General features: G+C 72.7%; 20 protein-coding genes, 1 pseudogene and 1 riboswitch. Of the genes and pseudogenes, 8 read left to right on the top strand and 13 right to left on the bottom strand.

The genetic code is table 11. The annotated features are described in order from the left end of the window. Positions 1-18: 18 nt before the first annotated feature. Complete coding sequence (locus AQI70_RS12855; protein ID WP_062147857.1) at positions 19-1,824, bottom strand: 3-hydroxyacyl-CoA dehydrogenase family protein; 1,806 nt, start codon at positions 1,822-1,824, stop codon at positions 19-21. 391 nt (positions 1,825-2,215) lie between these two features. On the opposite strand from AQI70_RS12855, the gene AQI70_RS12850 reads away from it, so the two are divergent. Further along, positions 2,216-2,791, top strand: coding sequence for an adenylosuccinate lyase (locus AQI70_RS12850; protein ID WP_062147854.1), 576 nt, complete (start codon positions 2,216-2,218; stop codon positions 2,789-2,791). A gap of 429 nt (positions 2,792-3,220) precedes the next feature. Here the strand turns inward: AQI70_RS12850 and AQI70_RS12845 are convergent, their stop codons facing one another. The 4 genes from AQI70_RS12845 to AQI70_RS12830 form a co-directional block, all read right to left on the bottom strand. Next, a complete protein-coding gene (locus AQI70_RS12845) occupies positions 3,221-3,754 on the bottom strand; it encodes a GNAT family N-acetyltransferase (RefSeq protein WP_062147851.1) in 534 nt (177 codons plus the stop codon). A gap of 58 nt (positions 3,755-3,812) precedes the next feature. Continuing rightward, complete coding sequence (locus tag AQI70_RS12840) at positions 3,813-4,211, bottom strand: RidA family protein (RefSeq protein WP_062147847.1); 399 nt, start codon at positions 4,209-4,211, stop codon at positions 3,813-3,815. A 53-nt stretch (positions 4,212-4,264) separates the two neighbouring features. Continuing rightward, the gene (locus AQI70_RS12835) at positions 4,265-5,845 is read right to left on the bottom strand and encodes an alpha/beta hydrolase (RefSeq protein WP_062147844.1); all 1,581 of its coding nucleotides are present in this window, start codon (positions 5,843-5,845) and stop codon (positions 4,265-4,267) included. A gap of 136 nt (positions 5,846-5,981) precedes the next feature. Then, positions 5,982-7,019 (bottom strand): Rv2578c family radical SAM protein, encoded by a 1,038-nt coding sequence (locus AQI70_RS12830; protein WP_062147841.1) that lies wholly within the window; start codon positions 7,017-7,019, stop codon positions 5,982-5,984. Positions 7,020-7,209: 190 nt separating this feature from the next. Here AQI70_RS12830 and AQI70_RS12825 point away from each other — a divergent pair, with 190 nt between their 5' ends. The 4 genes from AQI70_RS12825 to AQI70_RS12810 all read left to right on the top strand — a co-directional run bounded on the left by AQI70_RS12825 (position 7,210) and on the right by AQI70_RS12810 (position 13,665). Continuing rightward, positions 7,210-7,653 carry an SRPBCC family protein gene (locus AQI70_RS12825; RefSeq protein WP_062147838.1) on the top strand — a complete coding sequence of 148 codons (444 nt, stop codon included), beginning with the start codon at positions 7,210-7,212 and terminating at the stop codon, positions 7,651-7,653. Positions 7,654-7,816: 163 nt separating this feature from the next. Further along, positions 7,817-10,210, top strand: coding sequence for an MFS transporter (locus AQI70_RS12820; RefSeq protein WP_062147835.1), 2,394 nt, complete (start codon positions 7,817-7,819; stop codon positions 10,208-10,210). A gap of 110 nt (positions 10,211-10,320) precedes the next feature. Next, positions 10,321-12,786 (top strand): SpoIIE family protein phosphatase, encoded by a 2,466-nt coding sequence (locus AQI70_RS12815; RefSeq protein WP_062147833.1) that lies wholly within the window; start codon positions 10,321-10,323, stop codon positions 12,784-12,786. Between the two features lie 153 nt (positions 12,787-12,939). Next, positions 12,940-13,665 (top strand): class I SAM-dependent methyltransferase, encoded by a 726-nt coding sequence (locus tag AQI70_RS12810; RefSeq protein WP_062147830.1) that lies wholly within the window; start codon positions 12,940-12,942, stop codon positions 13,663-13,665. A 47-nt stretch (positions 13,666-13,712) separates the two neighbouring features. On the opposite strand, the gene AQI70_RS40775 is transcribed toward AQI70_RS12810, so the two are convergent. The 7 genes from AQI70_RS40775 to tsaD form a co-directional block, all read right to left on the bottom strand. Continuing rightward, positions 13,713-14,387, bottom strand: coding sequence for a hypothetical protein (locus AQI70_RS40775; protein ID WP_062147828.1), 675 nt, complete (start codon positions 14,385-14,387; stop codon positions 13,713-13,715). 118 nt (positions 14,388-14,505) lie between these two features. Beyond that, positions 14,506-15,372: an energy-coupling factor ABC transporter ATP-binding protein gene (locus AQI70_RS12800; RefSeq protein ID WP_062147826.1), complete on the bottom strand. Its 867-nt coding sequence runs from the start codon at positions 15,370-15,372 to the stop codon at positions 14,506-14,508. Further along, positions 15,369-16,118 carry a cobalt ECF transporter T component CbiQ gene (gene cbiQ, locus AQI70_RS12795; RefSeq protein WP_062147824.1) on the bottom strand — a complete coding sequence of 250 codons (750 nt, stop codon included), beginning with the start codon at positions 16,116-16,118 and terminating at the stop codon, positions 15,369-15,371. Before cbiQ ends, AQI70_RS12800 begins: the two co-directional genes overlap by 4 nt. 6 nt (positions 16,119-16,124) lie before the next feature. Then, complete coding sequence (locus tag AQI70_RS12790; RefSeq protein ID WP_062147822.1) at positions 16,125-16,493, bottom strand: energy-coupling factor ABC transporter substrate-binding protein; 369 nt, start codon at positions 16,491-16,493, stop codon at positions 16,125-16,127. Next, on the bottom strand, positions 16,490-17,191 hold the full coding sequence (locus AQI70_RS12785; RefSeq protein WP_062147819.1) for an energy-coupling factor ABC transporter permease: 702 nt from the start codon (positions 17,189-17,191) through the stop codon (positions 16,490-16,492). The genes AQI70_RS12790 and AQI70_RS12785 overlap by 4 nt, the downstream gene beginning before the upstream one ends. 30 nt (positions 17,192-17,221) lie before the next feature. After that, a riboswitch (cobalamin riboswitch) is annotated at positions 17,222-17,405 on the bottom strand. Between the two features lie 174 nt (positions 17,406-17,579). Continuing rightward, complete coding sequence (locus AQI70_RS12780) at positions 17,580-18,152, bottom strand: GNAT family N-acetyltransferase (protein WP_062147815.1); 573 nt, start codon at positions 18,150-18,152, stop codon at positions 17,580-17,582. Next, entirely contained in the window at positions 18,152-19,207 is a 1,056-nt protein-coding gene (gene tsaD / locus AQI70_RS12775) for a tRNA (adenosine(37)-N6)-threonylcarbamoyltransferase complex transferase subunit TsaD (protein ID WP_062147812.1), read from the bottom strand. Before tsaD ends, AQI70_RS12780 begins: the two co-directional genes overlap by 1 nt. A 183-nt stretch (positions 19,208-19,390) precedes the next feature. Between tsaD and cbiT the strand changes: the two are divergent. From cbiT to AQI70_RS12760, 3 genes and pseudogenes are all read left to right on the top strand, one after another. Then, a pseudogene (gene cbiT, locus AQI70_RS12770) lies at positions 19,391-20,035 on the top strand (precorrin-6Y C5,15-methyltransferase (decarboxylating) subunit CbiT); the annotation flags it as partial. After that, positions 20,032-20,781 carry a precorrin-4 C(11)-methyltransferase gene (gene cobM / locus AQI70_RS12765; protein ID WP_062147809.1) on the top strand — a complete coding sequence of 250 codons (750 nt, stop codon included), beginning with the start codon at positions 20,032-20,034 and terminating at the stop codon, positions 20,779-20,781. The pseudogene cbiT and the gene cobM, both read left to right, overlap by 4 nt. Then, complete coding sequence (locus tag AQI70_RS12760) at positions 20,771-21,106, top strand: glyoxalase superfamily protein (RefSeq protein ID WP_062147806.1); 336 nt, start codon at positions 20,771-20,773, stop codon at positions 21,104-21,106. The genes cobM and AQI70_RS12760 overlap by 11 nt, the downstream gene beginning before the upstream one ends. A 28-nt stretch (positions 21,107-21,134) precedes the next feature. On the opposite strand, the gene AQI70_RS12755 is transcribed toward AQI70_RS12760, so the two are convergent. Then, positions 21,135-22,253, bottom strand: a complete 1,119-nt coding sequence (locus tag AQI70_RS12755) for a cobalt-precorrin-5B (C(1))-methyltransferase (RefSeq protein WP_062147803.1) — start codon at positions 22,251-22,253, stop codon at positions 21,135-21,137. Positions 22,254-22,267: the final 14 nt, after the last annotated feature.

Raw genomic sequence — 22,267 nt, 5'->3', positions numbered from 1 at the left:
AACCAGTCGCCGACGCCCTCAGCGGCGGGCATACTCGCGGAAACCGCGGCCCGTCTTGCGGCCGAGGCAGCCCGCGGCGACCAGGTGCTCCAGGAGCGGCGCCGGAGCGAGGCCGGGGTCGCGGAACTCGCGGTGCAGGACCTTCTCGATCGCGAGGGAGACGTCCAGTCCGACGACGTCCAGCAGCTCGAAGGGGCCCATCGGGTAGCCGCCGCCCAGCTTCATCGCCGCGTCGATGTCGTCGAGGGACGCATAGTGCTCCTGGACCATCTTGATCGCGTTGTTGAGGTACGGGAAGAGCAGCGCGTTGACGATGAAGCCCGCACGGTCCCCGCAGTCGACCGCGTGCTTCTTGATCTTGGCGCAGACCTCGCGAACCGTGGAGTGGACGTCATCGGCCGTCAGCACCGTACGCACGACCTCGACCAGCTTCATCGCCGGCGCCGGGTTGAAGAAGTGCATGCCGATCACGTCCTGCGGACGCGAGGTGGCGCGGGCGCAGGCCACGACGGGCAGCGACGAGGTGGTGGTGGCCAGCACCGCGCCCGGCTTGCAGACCTTGTCCAGCGTCGCGAACAGCTGCTGCTTGATCTCCAGGTCCTCGGCGACGGCCTCGACGGCCAGGTCGACATCGGCGAAGGCGTCGTAGGAGCCCGCCGGAGTGATCCGGTCCAGGGTCTGCGCGGCGGCCTCGGCGGTCAGCCGGCCCTTGTCGACAGAGCGAGAAAGGGACTTGCCGATACGGGCCTTGGCGGCCTGCGCCTTCTCCTCGCTGCGCGCGGCGAGCACGACCTCGTACCCGGCCTTGGCGAAGACCTCGGCGATCCCGGACGCCATCGTGCCGGAGCCCGCGACCCCGACGGAGTGGACCGTACGGCCGGGGGTCAGGGCGGCGCCCTCCAGCGGCGTCAGCGCGTCCCGCACGACGGTGGCGCTGCCGGGAGCCTCGTAGGTGTAGAAGCCGCGGCCCGACTTGCGGCCCGTCAGACCGGCCTCGCTGAGCTGCTTGAGGATCGGGGCCGGTGCGTGCAGCCGGTCGTGCGAGGCGGCGTACATGGCCTCCAGGACCCGGCGCGCGGTGTCGATGCCGATCAGGTCGAGCAGCGCCAGCGGGCCCATCGGCAGTCCGCAGCCCAGGCGCATCGCGGCGTCGATGTCCTCGCGGGAGGCGTACTTCGCCTCGTACATCGCGGCCGCCTGGTTGAGGTAGCCGAACAGCAGCCCGTCGGCGACGAAGCCGGGCCGGTCGCCGACCGCGACGGGCTCCTTGCCCAGCTCGATCGCGAGGTCGGTGACGGCGGCGACGGCGGCGGGGGCGGTCAGCACCGAGGAGACGACCTCGACCAGCTTCATCGCCGGGGCCGGGTTGAAGAAGTGCAGGCCGAGCACGCGCTCGGGGCGGGCCGAGTCGGCGGCCAGGCGCGTGACCGAGAGGGCGTTGGTGCCGGTGGCGAGGATCGTCTCGGGGCGCACGATCCCGTCCAGCTCGCGGAAGATCTGCTGCTTGATTTCGTACGACTCCGGCGCCACCTCGATGACCAGGTCCGCGTCGGCCGCGGCCCGCAGATCGGTGGAGGTGCGGACGCGGGCGAGGGCGTCCGCGCGCTCCTCCTCGGTCAGCCGGCCGCGCTCCACGGCACGGGCCGTCGAGGCCTCCAGGGCGGCGACGGACTGCGCGGCCGCGGCCTCGCTGATGTCGATGCCGATGACCTCGCGGCCGGCCTTGGCGAGGACCTCGGCTATGCCGGTGCCCATGGTGCCGAGGCCGACGACGGCAACGGTCCTGAGCGGGGACAGAGGGGTGTCGGACAGGGGAGTGGCCATCGCGGGACTCCAGGAATGAGGGTGACGACTGGAAATGCGCCCGGGTGCGCCGAGGAGGGCCCGACCGGAGCCGGACCGCGGGCGCACCGGGTGCGAGGAGTGCGGGTGTTGCCGGGCTGCGAGCGCACACGCCCGGTGCCGTCGCTGCGGACGTGCACACGTCCGAGGAGCGGTGATGACCGACCGGCCCTGTCCCGTGGCCGAGTCGTACTGAGGTACCTGAGTACCGAACCGACTGCACTTGCGGCAACTGCGTCACCAGGCCGCCGCAAGGAGGGGTGCGAGTGGGTAACTCGCTCGTCTGAGCTTAACTCCCGGGTAACGAGCACGCCAGCCCTCGTGTTTGTGATGTACGTCCCGAGAAGCCGACGGCACGCCTAATCTCGGAGCCATGGACGAAGAGTTGCGATCACTCACGGAGCGCTTACGGCAGGAGTCCGGGGCGTCGGCCGCGTACGACCGCCTGGTGGCGACCGAGGACCTCGACGAACTGGCGGACGTCCTCACCGCGCCCGGGCAGCCGCTGTGGGCCAGGGAGCTGGCCGCGTTCCGGCTGGGCCTCGCGGGGGACCGGCGGGCCTTCGAGTCCCTCGTCCTGCTCCTCAACCACCGCGATCCGCAACGCTGTGCGTCCGCAGCGCACGCCCTCGCCCGGCTCGGCGACCCGCGCACCGCCCGCGCGGCGGCCGCCCTGGCCACCAACGAACTCCGCGTCGCCTACGCCCTGCACCCGGTCCGGCTCCTGGTCGAACTGCGCGCCCCCGAGGCCGTGCCCGCGCTGATCACCACCCTGGAGCGACGGCTGCGCCCCCACGACCCCTACCGCCGTGTCGCCCTCGCCTGCGTGGAGGGCCTCGGCGCACTGGGCGACACCCGGGCCAGACGCGTCCTGAACGAGGCGTTGGCCCATCCGGCGCTGGCGGAGGCGGCCGTACAGGCGCTGGCGCGCATTCCGAGGCAGGGATGAGGTTCCGGCCGATCGGACGGGACTCGCGGGGGTTGGGGCCGTCGGCGACCGAAGGCTCGCGGCACTTGTGAATCTCCGGCGGGTCGGCGTCCGGCGACTTGCGCGGCGGCGGTCCATCTGTAGCTGCTTGTCCGTGACCGTGGCAGCGATCGGCGCCGCCGGTCACCAACTCCTGCCCGTGTCGTAGTTCGGTGCGGGTGGTTGGTGACATCGGGGCGGGCTGTCCGCCGGTCAGCAGTGCCCGTCCGTGCCGCAGCTCGGCGTGGGTGGTTGGTGACGTCGAGGTGAGTTGTCAGCCGGTCGGCAGTTCGCGCCTGTGCCGCGGCCCGGTGCGGCTGGGCGGTGATGTTGTAGCGGGCTCTCCGCCGGTCAGCAGTTCGCACCGTGCCGCAGCTCGGTGGGGGCGGTCGGCGATGTCCTGGCGACCCGTCAGCCGGGCGGCAGCTCCCGTGTGTAACGGACCTCCGGTACCTCGACGCCGTCCACCTCGAAGGGCTCCTCGGTGCCGTCCGGGCGGAAGTCGGCGCGCTCGTAGAATTTGCGGGCGCGGGTGTTGTCCCTGAGGACCCACAGGAGCATGCGGGGGTGCCCGGCGGCCGTGCACCGGCGTACCGACTCCTGGAGCAGGGCGTGGCCGGTGCCGTTGCCGTAGTGCGCCGGGTCCACGTAGAGGGCGTACAACTCGGCGTCCTCGGTGCGCGCTTCGCCGTCGCGGTAGGGGCCGTGGCAGGCCCAGCCGACGACCTGCCCGCCGCGCTCCGCGACCAGGTTCACCACACTGCCGTCGGCCTGCGCGAGATGGGCGCGGCGGCGTTCGGCGTCCTCCGCCACGTCCAGGGCGTCCAGGTACGGCTGCGGGACGAGGCCTCGGTAGGCGTTCTGCCAGCCGCCGATGCGGATCTCGGCGACACGGTCGCAGTCGGCCAGGGTCATGGGGCGGACCCGTATGCGGTCGTCGTTCATGACGGCACCCTAGAGACCGCCCGCCCGTGTCGGCCTCCGATTAACCCGGCACCACCGCTTAACCCGGCACCACCGCGAACGCCTCGATCTCCATGAGGAACTCCGGCCGCACCAGCCCGGCCACCCGCACCGCCGACGCGGCCGGCAGCCGGTCGTCGGGTATGTGCTCGGCGCGGGCCGCTCGCACGGCGGGCAGGTGCGCCATGTCCGTGAGGAAGTAGGTGAGCTTGACCACGTCGTCGAAGGTGGCGCCGGCGGCGGCCAGACAGCGCCGCAGGTTCTCGAAGACCTGGCGGGCCTGGGCCGCCGGGTCGCCCTCGCCGACGAGCCTGCCGTCCTCGTCCAGGGCGAGCTGGCCGGAGACGGCGACGAAACGGCCGGTGCCGAGCACGACGTGCGTGTACTGCGCCGCGGGGGCGACCCCGTCGGGGGCGGGAATCCTGGTCAGCTCACTCATGCGTCCATGGTGGACCATGGGTCTGACAACGCCCCCGACGGGCTGTCAGGCCCTCAGCGGCGGACGCCGAGCAGCCGGTGCAGTTCGGCGCCGGGCGTCGACGCGGACGCCGCCTTGGAGCTCAGCGGTTTCGGCTCGGGCAGTGCCTGGCACACCGCGTCCGCCTCACCTCGGCCGCGCGGCACCGTGCCGTCGGTCAGGTACGCCGCGAGGTGCTTGTCCAGGCAGCTGTTCCCGCCCAGTGTGATGCCGTGGTTCCCGCCGCCCCGCTCGACCACCAGACTGGACCGGGCCAGCTGCCGGTGGACCGTGACGGCGCCCCCGTACGGGGTGGCCGCGTCGCCGGTCGCCTGGAACAGCAGCACCGGCGGCAGCTTGCCGTTGGCGATGTCCATCGGCCGGTGCGTCGAGGGCGTCGGCCAGAACGCACACGGCGCGTTGTACCAGGCGTTGCTCCAGGTCATGAACGGCGCCTTCGCGTGCACGGCCCAGTTGTCCGTACGCCACCGGTGCCAGTCGCGCGGCCAGGCGGCGTCCCGGCACTGCACCGAGGTGTAGACGCTGTAGCCGTTGTCGTCGGCCGCGTCGGCGGCGCCGAACCTCTCGTACGCCTCCAGCAACGGGTCGGCGTCCCGGTCGTTCACGTATGCCGCGAACGCCTCCGCGAGGTGGGGCCAGTAGCCGTTGTAGTAACCGCCGGGCAGGAAGGTGTCCTCCAGCTCGGCGGCGCCCAGCTTGCCCTCGGCCGGCGTCTTGGCCAGGGCTGCCCGCATCGCGTACCACCTGGCCTCGACCCGTGCCGGATCGGTGCCGAGCCGGTACGTCGTGTCGTGCCTGGCGACCCACGCCATGAAGGCGCGGTGCCGGTCGTCGAAGGCGTGGTCCTGCGCGAGGTTGTCCTCGTACCAGACGCCGGTGGGGTCGACGACCGAGTCCAGGGCCGCGCGCCGCACCCGCTGGGGGAAGAGCTTGGCGTAGACCGCGCCGAGGTAGGTGCCGTACGAGTAGCCGAAGTAGTTGAGCTGCCGTGCGCCGAGTGCGGCCCGGATCCGGTCCAGGTCCTTGGCGGCGCTGATCGTGTCGATGTACGGCAGCACGTCCGCGTACTTCTTGCCGCAGGCCCGCGCGAAGGCCTTGGCGCGCAGGAGGTTGGCCCGCTCGATCCGCGCTGTGCTCGGCACGGAGTCCGGCCGCACCGGGTCGAAGTGGCCGGGCCGGCAGTCCAGGGCGGGCCTGCTCCGGCCGACGCCGCGCGGGTCGAAGCCGATGACGTCGTACTGTGCCGCCACCGCCGCGGGCAGTGCGGAGGCGACGAACCCTGCGAGCGTGCGACCGCTGCCGCCGGGGCCGCCGGGGTTGACCAGCAGGGGGCCCTGGTACTTCCGCGCGGTGTGCGGCACACGGGACAGCGCGAGGGTGATCCGCCGTCCGCGCGGGTTCGTGTGGTCGAGCGGCACCTCCAGGGACGCGCACTGCAGCGTCGGGTACTTCTTCGTGCCGCACTCCTTCCAGGTGAGCGACGCGGCCTGAGCGGCTTGCGCGGTGTGCGCGGCGCCCGCCTCGGCGGGGACGGCCGTCACGGTCCCGGCCACGACGACGGCGGCGCCGCACAGCACGGCTGCGCGTTTTCGCATGGGGGTCCTCCCAGGACGGAGGGTGTCGGACCGCGAAGGTCACGGCCCTGGCCGCATCGTCCCGAGAGGGGCGCCCGGAGGAACTCGTTGTGGCGAGAGTTGACCCGATTGGGTCGAGAGATACGCTCCGATGCTCTCAAAGGAGCGAGAGTTGGGTCGGTTCGGTCAGCGCGTGCTCGGTCGGCTCGGGCTCGCGGATCCGCCGGGGCATGCCCGCGCGCGTGGGGCCGATGCCGTACTCCTGAGCCAGATCGTGGACCTGACGGGTGATCCGGCGCTGGTACCACTTGGGCGCGTAGGCGCCGTTCGCGTACAGCCGCTCGTAACGGCGCACCAGATGCGGGTGCTCCCGGCCGAGCCAGGCCATGAACCACTCGCGGGCCCCGGGCCGCAGATGCAGCACCAGCGGGGTGACGGAGGTGGCTCCGGAGGCGGCGATCGCGCGCACCGTGGCCCGCAGTTGGGCCGGGTGGTCGCTCAGGAAGGGAATCACCGGCGCCATCAGCACACCGCACCCGAGCCCGTGCTCGGTGAGGGTCCGTACGACGTCCAGGCGCCGCTCGGGCGCGGGCGTGCCCGGCTCCACGGTGCGCCACAGCTCGGGGTCGGTGAAGCCGACCGAGACGCAGACGCCGACGTCCGTCACCTCCGCCGACTGCTTCAGCAGCTCCAGGTCGCGCAGGATCAGCGTGCCCTTGGTCAGGATCGAGTAGGGGTTGGCGTGGTCGCGCAGGGCGCTGAGAATGCCCGGCATCAGGCGGTAGCGGCCCTCCGCCCGCTGGTAGCAGTCGACGTTCGTGCCCATGGCTATGTGCTCGCCCTGCCAGCGGGGTGAGGCCAGCTGGCGGCGCAGCAGCTCCGGCGCGTTCACCTTGACCACGATCTGGGAGTCGAAGCCGAGGCCCGTGTCGAGGTCCAGATAGCTGTGGGTCTTGCGGGCGAAGCAGTACACGCACGCGTGCGTGCAGCCACGATAGGGATTGACCGTCCATTCGAAGGGCATGCGCGAGGCGCCCGGCACCCGGTTGATGATCGAGCGGGCCCGGATCTCGTGGAAGGTGATGCCACGGAACTCCGGGGTGTCGATCGTGCGGGTGGTCACCGCGTCCGCACCGAACAGCGTGGCATCGGCCCGGCTGTGGTCGGACTCCAGGGTGAGGTTCTCCCAGCGCATGACGCCTCCTCGATAGCACTGCCCCAAGAATAGAACACATGTTCCCTTGATCGTGCGACCTCTGCCCCGCTTCGTTTCCGATCGGTGTGCGATCGCTTCGGGGACTCGTCGGGACCCCGATTTGGGCGGTCCGGGAGCGGGGTGGTTGGCTTGCCCCAACCCCCGAGAATTCTGGTCCTGGAGGAAGTCAATGGCGCAGGTCGAGGCCACTACGGAGCGGGTCGTCGCGGCGGACGCGGAGAAGGTGTTCGACGCCCTCGCCGACTACAGCGGCACGCGCGCGAAGCTGCTCCCCGAGCACTTCAGTGAGTACGAGGTGCGCGAGGGCGGCGACGGCGAGGGCACCCTCGTCCACTGGAAGCTCCAGGCCACCAGCAAGCGCGTACGCGACTGCCTCCTGGAGGTCAGTGAGCCCACCGACGGCGAGCTCGTCGAGAAGGACCGCAACTCCTCCATGGTCACCACCTGGCGGGTCACCCCGGCCGGCGAGGGCAGCTCCCGCGTCGTCGTGACCACCACCTGGACCGGCGCCGGCGGCATCGGCGGCTTCTTCGAGAGGACCTTCGCCCCCAAGGGCCTCGGCCGGATCTACGACCAGGTGCTCGCCAAGCTCGCCGCCGAGGTCGAGAAGTAACCGTGCGGCCCGGGCCAACGCGCTGATCCCCGGCGGACGTTGGCCCTCTCACCGGATCGAGTGGATCCTTCCCCCACCCGACTGGGCGCCGTAACTCGTCGCGCTTGCCGGTAGTTGTCGCTTACGCGGCAATTGTGCGGCAGCGCGACGAGGGGAGCGGCACATGGGCGGGATCACTCTGGTACAGAACGAACCGGCCGCGGCACCCCCGGACGCCCCCGCTCCCGCGCAGGCCCCGGGCGTCGAGCTCGGTCCGCGCCGGGTGCGGCTGGTCTTCTTCGGGCTGCTGCTCGCGCTGCTGCTGGCCGCGCTGGAGCAGATGATCGTCGCCACCGCGCTGCCGAAGATCGTCGGTGAGCTGCACGGTCTGGACAGGATGTCCTGGGCGATCACCGCCTACCTGCTCACCGCCACCGTCGGTCTGCCGATCTACGGCAAGCTCGGTGACCTCCTCGGCCGCAAGGGCGTCTTCCAGTTCGCGATCGTCGTCTTCGTCGCGGGCTCCGCGCTCGCCGGGCGGGCCGAGACCATGGACCAGCTGATCGCCTACCGCGCGATCCAGGGCGTCGGCGCGGGCGGGCTCATGATCGGCGTCCAGGCGATCGTCGCGGACATCGTGCCGGCCCGGGAGCGCGGCCGCTTCATGGGCCTGATCGGCGCCGCGTTCGGCCTCGCCTCGGTCGCCGGACCCCTGCTGGGCGGCTACTTCACGGACCACCTCCCCTGGCGGTGGTGCTTCTACATCAACGTCCCCTTCGGCCTCGTGACCCTGGCCGTCGTCGCCGTCGTACTGAAGCTGCCCAAGCCGCAGGCCAGGCCCCGGCTCGACGTCCTCGGCTCCCTGCTGCTCGCCGCCGCATCCACCTGCCTGGTCCTGCTGACCAGTTGGGGCGGCACCGAGTACGCCTGGGACTCCCGCGTGATCCTCGGCCTCGGTGCCGGCGCGGCCGTCGCCACCGTCCTCTTCCTCGTCGCCGAGCACTTCGCCGTCGAACCCCTCATCCCGCTCCGGCTGTTCCGGGACTCCGTCTTCACCGTCACCGGCCTGGTCGGTCTCGTGATCGGCGTCGCCCTGTTCGGCGCGGCCGGCTATCTGCCGACCTTCCTGCAGATGGTCGACGGCGCCACGGCCACCGAGTCGGGCCTGCTGATGCTGCCGATGACGGGCGGCATCGTCGGCGCCTCGATCGTCTGCGGCCAGCTCATCAGCCACACCGGCCGCTACAAGATCTACCCCGTGCTCGGCAGCGCGCTCTCGGTCGTCGGCATGTGGCTGCTGTCCCGCCTCGAAGCCGACACGCCCCGGCTGCACTACAGCATCTGGATGGCCGTGCTCGGCGCCGGCATCGGCATGGTGATGCCGGTCCTGATCCTCGCCGTGCAGAACTCCGTGCGGCCCGCCGACCTCGGCACCGCCACCAGCGCCAACAACTACTTCCGGCAGATCGGCGGCAGTGTCGGCGCGGCGATCTTCGGCACCCTCTTCGCCGACCGGCTCGCCGACGCGCTGACCGAACACCTCCCCACGCGCGCGGGCGGCGAGCTGCCCGCCCCCGAGTCCCTCACCCCGCAGCTCGTCCACGCGATGCCTCCGGAGCTGCGTGACGGCTACATCCGGGCCTACGCCGAGGCCATGCCGCGCATCTTCCTCTATCTGGTGCCGGTGCTCGTTGTCGGCCTGCTCATCGCCTTCTTCCTCAAGGAGAAACCGCTGGTGTCCCACGACGCCCCGGCCCCGGCCCCGGAGACGGAAGCGGAGCCGGTGCACCCCCCGATCCCCCCGGCCCGCTTGCCGTACCCCGTCCCCGTCCCCGTCCGCGGCACGGTGCAGCACCCCGACGGGACCGTCGTACCGCGTGCGGCCCTCACCCTCATCGACACCGCCGGACAACAGGTCGGGCGCGGCGCGAGCGGCGAGGACGGGCGGTTCGCGCTGACGGCGCCGGGCTCGGGGACCTACGTCATGATCGCCGCGGCGGGCGGCCACCAGCCGCAGGCCGTCTCCGTGACCGTCGGCGATCACCCCGTCGAACTGGACCTCCTCCTCGGCGGCGCCGGACGCCTCGCCGGAAGAGTGCTCACCCCGGACGGCACGCCGGTGGACGCCACCGTCACGCTCACCGACGTCCACGGCGAGGTCGTCGCCACGACCCGCAGCTGCCGCGAGGGCGGTTACGTCCTCACCGAGCTGGTCGCCGGCGAGTACACCCTCGCCGCGAGCTCGGCCGCCTTCCGCCCGGCCGCCGTCCCCGTCACGGTCAAGGCGGCCCGGGAGACCCGCCAGGACATCGAACTCGCCGGCGGCGCCCTGCTGCGCGGCACCGTGCGGGCGGGCGGCGGACGGCCCGTCGAGGACGCGCGGGTGACGCTCCTCGACCTGGCCGGCAACGTCGTGGACACCCTGACCACCGGCCCCGACGGAACCTTCCGGTTCGGTCACCTCTCCTCCGGCGAGTACACCGTCATCGCCGCGGGTTACCCGCCGGTCGCCACCGTGCTCCAAGTCGCCGGCGGGGGCCGGACGGAACGCGATCTTCAGCTGGGGCACGAGGACTGAGCCGCCGTCACATCAATTCCCGTATTGCCGCACATCACCTCCGTCGGGAGCCGTACGGTGGTGTGGGCGGCACAGATCTTGTTGAGCCGTGGGGAGAGAGGGCCTGGGCCATGAACCGTGGCACCGAGAGGGACGGCGCGGTGACGGAACACGCCGCGGCCGGCCGCATCCCGCTGGCCGTGGTCGTGGTGGACCGCGAGGGCCTCGTCTCCCACTGGAGCTCCGGCGCGCGACGCCTGTTCGGCGCCGCCAAGGAGGAGGCGATCGGCCGCCCGGCCCTCGATCTGCTGCCCGTCTCCGGAGCGCTGCCCGAGGACGACGACCTCTCGCCGTACGGGGCGTACACGGCGTACGACGGTCTCGGCCACGATCTCGAATCGTCCCTCGACGGGCGGCTGTTCTACCCGGCCGCGGGCCGCGCCCGTCTCACCGTGCCCGAGCGGGACCGCGGCCGTGTCGACGTACTGTGGTGGGCCTACCCGCTGGTGGGACCCGGACCGGAGCGGCTCCTGGTGCTCGGCGCCGACGTGGGCGGACTCCAGCAGGACGCCCGCGACGCCCGCGACCAGGACACCGGCTTCGAGCGCGTCGCCCCCGGCTTCGCCCTGCACACCGACTTCCCCGGCGCCGAGGAACTCGCGGGCAAACTCCCCGAGATCCTGCCCAGCATGAGCGTCGAGGAGAGCGCCCGCATCGTCGGGCAGATCCTCGAACTGGGCTATCCCGTGCTGGAGTTCAGCCAGAACGACCGGGTGCCGGTCACCCCCGACTGGGGTGTGCCCCGGCGCGTCGAGCGCAGAGCCCGGCGCGAGCGCGCCGCACGGGCCGCCGCCGAAGGCCTGCCGTTACCGCAGGAGTACGACGACGGCGAGGACCTCGAGTACGTCGCCGTACGCGAACGCCTGGAGTTCCTCAACGAGGTCAGCGGCCGTATCGGCACCTCCCTCGACCTGGCCCAGACCATCATCGAGGTCAGCAAGGCCGTCGTGCCCCGCTTCACCGACGTCGCCGGCACCTATCTGCGCGAACAGGTCGTCGCCGGCGAGGGATTCCCCGACGGCGTGCCCGACACCACCACCATGTGGCACCGGGTGGCCGTCGAGCACACCGACGAACCCGGCCGCTGGGACGACGTCGTGCCGGTCGGAGAGGCCATGCCCTTTCCGGCCCACACGCCGTTCTTCCAGTGCATGACCACCGGCGAGCCCGTCCTGGTGCCGCGCATCACCGAGGAGATGGGGCACGCCATCGCCTCCCAGTTCGAGAAGCGTGACATCCGGCCGCTCATCACCCACCGCTCCATGCTGGTTGTGCCGCTCAAGGCCCGCAATGTGGTGCTCGGCTTCATGATCCTGCTGCGCCACCCCGAGCGGCCCGTCTTCAACGACATGGACCGCGTCACCGGCGCCGAGCTCGCCGCCCGCGCGGGCCTCGTCCTCGACAACGCGCGCATGTACACCTACCAGGAGAGCGTCGCCGAGACCCTCCAGGACAGCATGCTGCCGCACATCCCGCCCCGCAGGGCGGGCTGCGACATCGCCACCCGCTATCTGCCCGGCACCCTCCTCGGGCGCGTCGGCGGCGACTGGTTCGACTCCGTCAAGCTGCCCGGCGCCCGCACCGCCCTCGTCGTCGGCGACGTCATGGGCCACGGCCTCAACTCCGCGGCGATGATGGGCCAGTTGCGTACGGCCGTGCAGACCATGGCCGCCCTCGACCTGCCGCCCGCCCAGCTGCTGCGCAACCTCGACGACCTCGCCCAGCGTCTCGGCGACACCTACCTCGCGACCTGTCTGTACGCCGTCTACGACCCGATCGCGAGCGAACTGCACCTCGCCAACGCGGGCCACATCCCGCCCGTCCTGGTCCGCGCCGACGACGGGCGCAGCGAGCTGCTCGACCTGCCCACGGGCGCGCCGATCGGCGTCGGCGGGGTGCCCTTCGAGGCGGTACGCGTGCGCGTGCGGCCCGGCGACCGGATCGTGATGTGCACCGACGGACTGGTCGAGGTGCGCGGCGAGGACATCGGTGTCGGGCTCGCGACCCTCTGCGAGTCCGCCGCCCACCCGGCCGCGTCGATGGACGACGCCTGCGACACGATCATCCGCGCCCTCGCGGTGACCTTCGCAAAAGCCGGGCGCGGCGGCCGCAAGGACGACGTCGCCCTGCTGATGGCCCGCCTCAACGGCATCGCACCCGAGGACGTCGCCGAATGGCGGCTCCCTCTCGACCCGGTGGAGGTCGGCCGGGCCCGCGCGGTCGTCCGGGAACAGCTGCACGAGTGGGGACTGGCCAAGCTCGCGTACACCGCCGAGGTGCTGGTCAGCGAGCTCGTCACCAACGCCGTACGGCATTCCCACAGCCGCCCCGTCGAACTGCGTCTCGTCCGCGGCGACACGCTGTTGTGCGAGGTGGACGACGACGACCACGATCTGCCGACCCTGCTGAACGCGGGCTCCGGCGAGGAGACCGGGCGCGGGCTGCGCGTGGTGAGCACGCTCGCGCGCGAGTGGGGCACCAGCCGGACGAGCGCCGGAAAGACCGTCTGGTTCGAACTCACGCTCCCACGACGCTGACCGGCTGTGCCCCGAAGGGTGCCCGACGACGGACGAGTATCGAATGCGGAGTGAAGGAACGCGCCACGCGCTTGTCGCTGTCTTCGTGCCGCGATAAACCGTACTCGCCCGTCACTGCACGACGGGTCGGCGTCGCACCCTGGGGAGTCGGTCATGAGCGTGACGAGTCGGTACCGGGAGGCCTGGGAGGGCTTCTGGCAGGAAGCGCCCGGCGAACAGGGGGCGGTGTTCTGGGACGCGGAACCGGCTCTGACCGTCGGCCGCCACCTGACCCTCTTCGAGGCGCACCTGACCCATCCGGGCCTGCCGATGGTGGACCTCGGCTGCGGCAACGGCACCCAGACGCGCTTCCTCGCCGACCGCTTCCCCCATGTGGTCGGCGCCGACCTGGCCGCCGCGGCCCTCGACCATGCCCGGCAGGCCGACCCCGCCGGGCAGGCGACGTACCGGCTGTTCGACGCCGTGGAGAAGGCCGAGGCGCAGACGCTGCACGCCGAACTCGGCGACGCCAACGTCTATATGCGCGGTGTGCTGCACCAGGCCGAGCCCGACGACCGGCAGTCGCTGGTGAACGGCATCGCCACACTGGTCGGCGAGCGGGGCCGGGCCTTCCTCGTCGAACTCTCCGAGTCCGCCAAGCCCGTCCTCATGGGCCTGGCCCAGAGCCCGGCGGGACCACCGCCCAAGCTGGCCCCCGTCTTCCGGCACGGCATCGCGCCCGGCGAGGTGGCCGACGAGGCGGTGCCCGAGTATCTGCGCACGGCCGGGCTCACCGTCCTCGCGAGCGGCGAACTGCCGCTGGTCACCACGGAGTACGGTCCCGACGGCACCCGGATCGAGCTGCCGTCGAAGTGGCTGGTGGCGGGCCGTACGGCGTGACGGGAGGTGGCGGGTGGAGCACGCCGGCCCCACCCGCCACGACCTGGTCAGCCGACGGTACGACCCCGGCGGTACGCCGCCCAGCCCGCGGCCGGCAGCGCTGCCGCGATCGCGGCCACGGAGAGCACCGTGACACCGGTGGAGGCGAGGCTGCCGCCCGCGGTGGAGGTGCCGGTGCCGCCGGATCCGCCCGTGCCCGCGGCGGTGTCCGTGCCGCCGGACCCGCCGGTGGCGCCGCCCGTCGGGCTCGTACCGGAGCCGCCGGTCCCGCCCGTGCCGCCGGTGCCGTCGTCGGTGTCCACCGGGTCCTGCCCGACGAAGCCGACCGGGACCTTGACGTCCTGGGAGCGGTCGCCGGGGTTGCGGTGGTCGACGCGGGTGACGACCGAGCAGGCGACCTTGGTGCAGTCGAGGCCGCTGTCCTTGGCCTTGGCGTCGATCCGGACGTCGAAGGTGCCGCCCGCGCCCCAGTGGACGGCCAAGTCGCCCGCGTACTCGTCGCCCTCGGGGACGATCCACTGCGAGGAACTGCCGGTGCCGTTCTCGTCGGCGCCGCCCATGCACGGGCTGGGGACGCGGTTGTCGCCGTTGTCCTTGCACAGGGCGACGTGGACGGCCTTGGCCGCGTCGTAGCCGGAGCCGGTGACGCGGAGCGTCTCGCCGTCCGGGTCGAGGCTGGCGGAGGCGGAAACGGAGACGGTGAGTTTCTGGACCGGATTCACCGGGCGTGAGTTGTCCGGGGGCGTACGCGTAGGCGAACCGGCGGGGGATCCGCCGGTTCGCTGTCCCGCTCCGGGGCGGAGGCGAGGGGCGCCCGGGGGCCCGGATGGCTGGCCCGTCTCAGCCGTCGGCGGGCAGTGGTTCGGTGCCGGGTGCCGAGGCCAGGGCGGCCAGGTCGTCGGGGGTGCGCGGGCCCGCGGCGGGGTCGGTCAACAGGCCGTGTGAGCGCAGGAGCCGGGCTGCCGCGATGCCCCACGGCAGCCGCAGGCCGGCCTGCCGGAGGAGATCGGTGCGGGCCAGCATCGCGGGCGCGGATCCGGTGCGTACGCCGGACGGGGTGAGCAGCGCCGCGTCGTCGGCCCAGCGCAGGGCGAGGTCGACGTCGTGGGTGGCCATGACCACCGTGGTGCCGCTCGCGCGCAGCCCGTCGAGGGTGGCGAGCAGGCGTTCCTGGCCGTCGGGGTCGAGCCCGGCGGTCGGCTCGTCCAGGATCAGCACGCGGGGCCGCATCGCCACCGCGCCCGCGATGGCCGTGCGCTTGCGCTGCCCGTACGACAGCAGGTGCGTGGGCCGGTCGGCCAGCGCGGTGATGTCCAGGGCGGCGAGCGCCTCGTCGACCCGCGCCCGCACCTCGGCGTCCGGCAGGCCGAGGTTCAGCGGGCCGAAGGAGACGTCCTGGCCGACGGACGCCGCGAAGAGCTGGTCGTCGGGGTCCTGCACGACCAGCTGGACGGTGGTCCGCAGCCGGGTCAGCCCCGTGCGGTCGTAGGTGACCGGCGTACCCTCCACCGTCAACCGGCCCCGGTCCGGCCGGAGTCCGCCGCTGAGCAGGCGCATCAGCGTGGTCTTGCCGCTACCGTTGCGGCCGAGCAGCGCCAGCGCGCGCCCCTCGTGCACGTCGAAGTCGAGGCCGTCGAGGACGACGGGGCCGTCCTCGTAGGCGTAGGAAGCGCCCCGCAGGGCGACCAGGGCGGTGGGCTCGCTCATGGCAGGGCCTTTTCCAGTACGAGGGTGAGGGCGGCCAGCGTTGCGAGGAGCGCGCAGCTCGCGGCCGTGAAGCGGACGGAGACCCGGGCCTCGGGTACCAGGACGCGCAGGGTGCCGTCGTAGCCGCGCCCGGCGAGACCGGTCTGGAGCCGGGCCGCCCGGTCGAAGGCCCGTACGAAGGCGGTGGCGCCGAGCCCGGCCAGGGAACGCCACTCCGCGGCCCGGCTGGTGTGCCCGAGCCGGGCGGCCTGGGCGTCCCGGATGAGCCGTACGGAATCCAGGAGCAGAAAGCTCATGCGGTACGTCACCAGGGCGACGTCGACGACGGGCGCCGGCACGCCCGCCCTGACCAGGCGGGGCAGCAGGTCCGACATCGGTGTGGTGAACGCGAACAGCAGCACCCCGAGGGAGGCCGCCGAGGTGCGCAGCAGCAACTCCCCGGCCCGCGACGGACCGTCGTCGGCGAGGGACACGAAGCCCTCCGGGCCGCCGACCTGGACGAGCAGCGTGACCGCGCCGGTCACGCAGAAGCCCAGCGGCACACGGTAGGCGCGCCACAGTCTGCGGGTGGGCACGCCCGCCGGCCCCAGCAGGACGGCGAGGGCGGTGACCAGGACCAGTGCGGCACCCGGCCAGGGCGGCAGCGAGATCGCGAGCACGGTGAGGCCGAGCCCGAGCACGGCCTTGTCCACGGGGTGACGGCGGCGCCAGCGACTGCTGTGCGCCGCCGCGTCGATCGGCAGCACGCGGGCTCAGTCCTCGTCGGCGGGGGGCTCCCCGGCGGTGCCGCCGGGCACGCGTTCGGCCTCCTGTTCCCTGGCCCGCTGCTCTCCCTGCCGCCGCCCCCGGTGCAGGCCGAAGTAGTAGGCGAGCACCCCGGCCCCGAGGGCCGCCTGGAGAGAGAACAGCGCCGACTCGATCTCGCCGGAGGGCGGCTCGTACAGCGGCGAGAACCACGGCTCGTAGTCGGGCTCGATCTCGGTGATCGCCGTCTCCGCCTCGCCGTCGGCCCCGGTGAACGGCTCTTCCTTGTGGTCGCCGAGGCCGAGAGCGAGCGGCAGGACGGCGAGCGCGGCCACGACGAGCAGCAGCAGGATGTTGATCTTCGTGTTCTTGCTCATCGGGCCACCGCCTCGGTCTCGCTCCTGGACTGCTTCTTGGCGAGGAGCACGCCCAGCCGGGTCAGTTCACCCTTGCTGGACTGCACCAGCAGCCGCATGACGAGCACTGTGAGCAGGCCCTCGCTGACCGCGAGCGGGATCTGGGTGACGGCGAAGATGGCGCCGAACTTGCCGAGCGCGCCCAGGAAGCCGCTGCTCGGGTCGGGGAAGGCGAGCGCCAGCTGGACGCTGGTGACGCAGTAGGTGGACAGGTCGGCGACGAACGCGCCGAAGAAGACGGCGACCATCAGCGGCACGTCGTACCGCCGCAGCAGCTTGTAGACGGCGTATCCGGCCCAGGGCCCGACGATCGCCATCGAGAAGACGTTGGCGCCGAGTGTGGTCAGGCCGCCGTGCGCGAGCAGCAGCGCCTGGAAGAGCAGGGTGATGGTGCCCAGGACCGCCATGATCGGCGGCCGGAACAGGATGGCGCCCAGTCCGGTGCCGGTGGGGTGCGAGCAACTCCCGGTCACCGACGGCAGCTTCAGCGCGGACAGGACGAAGGTGAAGGCGCCGGAGGCGCCGAGGAGCAGTGTGCTCTCGGGATGCTCCCTGACCTCACGGGTGAGTGAACGGACTCCGTGTACGACGAACGGCGCCGACGCGATGCCCCAGGCGACCGCGTGCGCCGGAGGCAGGAAACCCTCGGCTATGTGCATGGCTCAGCAGACCCTCTCCAGCACCTCGTGGATGGTTGACATGCCTTGGCCGGTCTCCTGGCTGACGGGTACCACCGCCCGTGCTCCGCCTTCCCGGGCCCTAGGGCCCAGTGGCTGCCCGTGAGGGCTGGAGCCGGACTTCCCGATTCACAGTGGCGAGGGCCGCACCGGTATCGCACCGGATTTCCCGTTCACCAAGGCGTGGTGACAGTAGTGCCCACGCAGGGTGGCTGACAAGCGCGCCCAGGGGCGCGAAGGGGGCGTTCGTCCGCTTCCCTGGCGCGTTCCCCCGGCGGCGCGTCAGGTGACGGGGCATGAACACCCTTGTTTCCAAGGGCCGGTGCCGTGACCTGCGGCGCACGGGGGGCGCTCCAGGCGACGGTGTGCCTCACAGGGGTCGAGGAGCCAGGGACCGGGCGGGATGGCGGGGGCCGAGGAAGACGACGACGCCCCGGCCGCCGGGGGAGGGGTGGGTGGCCTGGGTCCAGCCCTGGCGGCGGTAGAAGGACATGGCCCTGGACGACCGGACGGAGGTCAGCAGCCAGGAGCGGCCCCCGGGGGCGTCGGCCGTCACGGCTTCCAGGAGCCGGGCCGCGAGGCCGGTGCCGCGAGCGGCGGGGCGGACCGCGAGCTCGTCCGTCTCGCGGGCGCCGATCAGCCAGGCGGCGGTGTGGTCGGGGCCGAGGCCGGCGGCGGCCTCGGGATAGCAACGGTCGGTGGGGAAGGGGGCGGGGGTGGTCCAGGCGGTGGCGAAGCCGGCGATCTCTCCGCCCTGTACGGCGGTTACGGCGGTGAAGCCCGGTCGGCGTACGTTCGCCCGGAGGCGGTGCACGAAGTCCGTCGCCCGCTGCTCGTCCTCGCTCCAGGGCGGGGCGCAGAAGGCGTCGACGTACACGGCCCGCAGAGCGTCGGCGTGGGCGAGCAGTTCGGGGCCCCTGAAGACGTGGAGGCCGGTGGTCATCACGCCGCCACCGCCCGCGTCCCCGCCGCGACCGGGTGCAGGGTCGCGTACTCCAGTGGTGCCGACGGGTCGATCGACACATCGAGCGGGGCGGGTTCGGCTCCGGCCCGGACGAGGAGATCCCCGACGGCGGCGATCATCGCGCCGTTGTCCGTGCACAGCCGCAGCGGCGGCACCCGCAGCGCGATACCCGCGGCCCGGCAGCGCTCCTCGGCCAGCGACCGCACCCGCGAGTTCGCGGCGACCCCGCCCACCACCACCAACGTGCCCACGCCGTACTCCCGGCAGGCCGCCATCGCCCTGCGCGTCAGTACGTCCGCCACCGCCTCCTGCAACGAGGCCGCCCCGTCCGCCACCGGCAGCTCCCGGCCCGCACGGCCCTCGGCCCAGCGCGCCGCGGCCGTCTTCAGACCCGAGAAGGAGAAGTCGTACGACCCCGGCAGCGGGCGGGGGAAGGGGACAGCGCGCGGATCCCCCACGCGCGCTGCCCGGTCGATGGCCGGACCGCCCGGATACGGCAGCCCGAACACCCGCGCCACCTTGTCGAAGCACTCCCCGGCGGCGTCGTCGAGGGTGTCGCCGAGGTGGACGATCGGATCGCGGGCCAGGTCTCGGACGAGGAGGAGGGAGGTGTGGCCGCCGGAGACGACCAGCACCACGCAGGGGTTGGGCAGCGGGCCGTGTTCGAGGGTGTCCGCGGCGACATGGCCGGCGAGGTGATGGACGCCGTGCAGGGGCACCCCCAGCGCGTAGGCGATGCTCTTCGCCCCGGCCACGCCCACCTGCAGGGCGCCCGACAGGCCGGGCCCGGTGGTGACGGCGACCGCGTCGACGTCGGACAGCCCAAGCCCGGCCTCGTCCAGCGCCTGCCGGATCACCGGACCCAGCGCGTGCAGGTGCGCCCGGGAGGCGATCTCGGGCACCACTCCGCCGAACCGGGCGTGCTCGTCCATGCTCGACGCCACCGCCTGCCCCAGCAGCCGCCCGTCCCGGACCAGTCCCGCGCCGGTCTCGTCGCAGGACGACTCGATGCCGAGAACGATCGGAGAGCCCATCCGTCCCACCCCTCCTGCACTGCTCTTGTTATTGCAAGTAGTGTGCAATAGGCGCGCCGGTGATGTGTACCCGACCAAGAGAGTGCAGGCCACCGCCCCGTAAAGTGCCTCTCCGTTGCCCTGCCGAGCCCGAGGAACCGAGCCGTGACCCCCGTGCGCCACAGCGAGCCCGACGAGCCCGCCGCGCCCGTCGCCGTGGACTGCCGACGCGCCCCGGACGCCCCGCGGCTCGGCGCGGTGCCGGGGCTGCCCGACACCGCCTACGACCACGACGGACAGCTCACCAAACGCCATGTCCGCGCCGCCACGCTGGGCGTCCTCGCGCCCGCGCCCGGTGAACTGCTGTGGGACATCGGCGGCGGATCGGGCTCGATCGCCATCGAGTGGATGCGGACACACCCGTCGTGCCGGGCCGTCAGCGTCGAGCGCGACCCCGTGCGCGCCGAGCGGATCGGCCGCAACGCCGAGCGGCTGGGCGTCCCGGGACTGCACGTCGTCACCGGTGCCGCACCCGCCGTGCTGGCCGAACTGCCCCCGCCCGACGCGGTCTTCATCGGCGGCGGGCTCACCGCGCCCGGTCTGCTCGACGCCTGCTGGGCGGCGCTGCCCGTCGGCGGGCGGCTCGTCGCCAACACCGTGACCCTGGAGTCGGAGGCGCTGCTCGCCGACGCCCACCGGCGCCACGGCGGCGAACTGACCAGGCTCGCGGTGGCCCACGCCGTCCCCGTGGGCGGCTTCACCGGCTGGCGGCAGGCGATGCCGGTGACCCAGTGGGCCGTACAGAAAGCGGAGAGAACCATCGACCCCCGTCCAGGAGCAGACAGATGACCGTGTACTTCATCGGCGCCGGACCCGGCGCCGCCGACCTGATCACGGTGCGCGGCGCCCGTACGCTCGCGGCCTGCCAGGTCTGCCTGTACGCGGGCAGCCTGGTGCCGCGCGAACTGCTCGCCGAATGCCCGCCGGGCGCACGCCTGGTGGACACCGCCCGGCTCGACCTGGACGAGATCACCGCCGAGCTGGTCCGCGCCCACGAGGCGGGGCACGACGTGGCGCGGCTGCACTCGGGCGACCCGTCGGTGTTCAGCGCGGTCGCCGAGCAGATGCGGCGGCTGGACGCGGCCGGAGTGCCGTACGAGGTGGTGCCCGGGGTGCCCGCCTTCGCTGCCGCCGCCGCTTCCCTGAAGCGGGAGCTGACCGTGCCGACGGTCGGCCAGACGGTCATCCTCACCCGGGTCGCCAACCGTGCCACCGCGATGCCCGAGGGGGAGGACCTGGCCACCCTCGGCCGCAGCGGCGCGCTGATCGTGCTGCACCTGGCCGCCAAGTACGTGGACCGGGTGGTCGGTGAGCTGCTTCCGCACTACGGCGCCGACTGCCCCGCCGCCGTGGTCGCCTATGCCTCCCGGCCCGACGAACTGATCATCCGTGGCACGCTCGACGAGATCGCCGGGAAGGTCAGGGAGGCCGGTGTGCTGCGCACGGCCGTGATCATGGTCGGGCGGACGCTGGGCGCGGAGCAGTTCCGCGACAGTCACCTGTACTCGCCGGAGCGGGAGCGTCATGTCTGCTGAGGAGGTCATCCCGATCCTGCGGGTCGGGGACGCCACGGAGGCGGTCGGGTGGTACGCGCGGCTCGGTTTCGTCCAGCAGTGGGAGCACCGGTTCGAACCGGGGCTGCCGGTCTTCACCGAGGTCGCGCGGGGGCGGGTCCGCATCTATCTGTCGGAGCACGAGGGCGACGCGCGCCCGGACACCTTGGTGTACCTGAGGGTGGCCGACATCGACGCCGTCGCCACCGAGTTCGGTGTCCGGGTCGAGGAGGCGCCGTGGGGACGGGAGCTGGAGCTGCGTGATCCGGACGGGAACCGCATCAGGGTGGGGGAGGCGCGCGACTGATCCGGCGGAGCCGGGGCGGGTCCGTCGTTCAGGCCACCGTGCTGCGGCCCACGATCGTGCCCGCCCGGTCGATACAGATGACGTCCACCGCGACCGGCGCCCCGCGCAGCACCGCCAGGGCCTCGTCCCGGGCCGTGGTCGCGACCAGGTCGCCGAGCGGCACCCCGGCCGCCCCGCACAGCTGGAGCGCGGCGAGTCCGGTGTTGGCGTCGGCCACCTCGGCGGCGAGCGCGTCGTCCGCGCCGCCCCGGCGGGCGAGTTCGGCGAGGAAGCCCTTGTCGACCTGGGAACGGGCGGAGTGCAGGTCCAGGTGTCCGGCGGCCAGCTTGGAGAGCTTGGCGAAGCCGCCGCAGATGGTCAGGCGGCCGACGGGATGGCGGCGGACGTACTTCAGCACCGCGCCCGCGAAGTCGCCCATGTCGAGCAGGGCGTCCTCGGGGAGGCCGTATTCGGCCACGACCGTCTTCTCGGAGGTGGAACCGGTGCACCCCGCCACATGGGTGCGCCCGGCCGCCCGCGCCACGTCCACCCCGCGCCGGATGGAGTCGATCCACGCCGAGCACGAGTACGGCACGACGATGCCGGTCGTGCCCAGGATGGACAGCCCGCCGAGGATGCCGAGGCGGGGGTTCCAGGTGGAGCGGGCGATCTCCTCGCCGTGGTCGACGGAGACGGTGAGTTCGACATCGCCGGTGCCGCCGTACCGCTGCGCGACCCGGGCGATGTGGTCGCGCATCATCTGGCGCGGCACCGGGTTGACGGCCGGTTCGCCGACGGGGAGGGGCAGGCCGGGGCGGGTGATCGTGCCCACGCCGGGACCGGCCCTGAAGACGACGCCGGCGCCGGCGGGCAACTGCCGCACGGTGACCCGGACCAGCGCGCCGTGGGTGACGTCCGGGTCGTCGCCGGCGTCCTTCACGATCCCCGCCATCGCGGACGCACCCGTCAGCTCCTCGGCGGCCAGGGCGAACGACGGCGTCTGCCCCTTGGGCAACGTGATCGTCACCGGGTCGGGAAACTCCCCGGTCAGCAGCGCGGTGTACGCGGCCGTGGTCGCCGCGGTCGCGCAGGCCCCCGTGGTCCAGCCGTGCCGCAGGCCGGTGTGCTTCAGTTGGGCGCTGCGGCCGCCTTTGGCCTCGCTGCTCATGCCTCACTCTTCGG

Source organism: Streptomyces curacoi, assembly GCF_001513975.1.
GTDB classification, from domain to species: domain Bacteria; phylum Actinomycetota; class Actinomycetes; order Streptomycetales; family Streptomycetaceae; genus Streptomyces; species Streptomyces curacoi.
Note: the sequence above shows the minus strand (reverse complement) of the source record. Positions and strands in the feature narration are given on the sequence as shown.